We start from the raw sequence: 726 nt of genomic DNA, 5'->3' as shown, positions 1-726 counted from the left end.
ATCGAGCTGAACATGACGGCTTCACGTCCGGTGCGGTCGGCGTGCTCGCGGGCGAGGGCAAACATTTGCTGGTTAGCGGTAGAGCCGAAGCTGCTCAGGAACACACCCACGAAAAGCAAAATAAAGTAGTTACGGTTCCAGGCAAACAACACACAGGCAAAGACACCTAACAAACAGCAGAAGACGATTAGGCTTTTGCGGTCGCCTTTTCGATCCGACCGCCCAGCCAGAAACTGGCTGACCAGGATGCCGATGATGGCGCTTCCGGTAAAGAAGAAGCCGACCATCGCCGGGCGGGCATGGACTTCGTTAGTCAGAAACAAACTTAGCGTTGGTGTTTGTAACGCACCGGCGATCGCGGTGAGGACGGCAACAATCAAAAACGCCGTTGACGTCAAATCAAAAGGCTGTGGAGAGGCCGCAGCGCGGGTGTTATGCATGTTTCTATATCAGTGATTGCATGAGAGACGCGGAGTGTACGCCGCTTGTCAGAAAATAAACAGATGGTGCGGTCAATTTCACCACAAAAAATCAAAATGGCATTTCAACTTACAGGTTCAGGCTGACCTTAGCTGAAACTGGATTGCTGAACGTCAGCAAGTTTCAGCTGAACGAAGAAGAAATGTGCTGCATCTCTAAATTCTGAAACGAGAAATGTAACTTTCCTTGCAACACCTTGCAGAAAGAGCAAGACTTCTTGAAACGTTTCAGCGCTATCTTGTTTTA

The 726-nt window shown here is 49.6% G+C and carries 1 protein-coding gene; it reads right to left on the bottom strand.

The window, feature by feature from the left end; translation table 11 throughout:
• Window positions 1-440: MFS transporter (locus F3J43_RS23665; protein WP_166893010.1), on the bottom strand; the 440-nt coding region annotated here is incomplete at its 3' end.
• Window positions 441-726 lie beyond the last annotated feature (286 nt).

Origin of the sequence: Pantoea sp. Cy-639 (genome assembly GCF_011752525.1) — a bacterium.
GTDB lineage: Bacteria > Pseudomonadota > Gammaproteobacteria > Pseudomonadales > Pseudomonadaceae > Aquipseudomonas.
The sequence above is the reverse complement of the archived record's forward strand: the minus strand, read 5'-3'. Positions and strand labels throughout refer to the sequence as shown.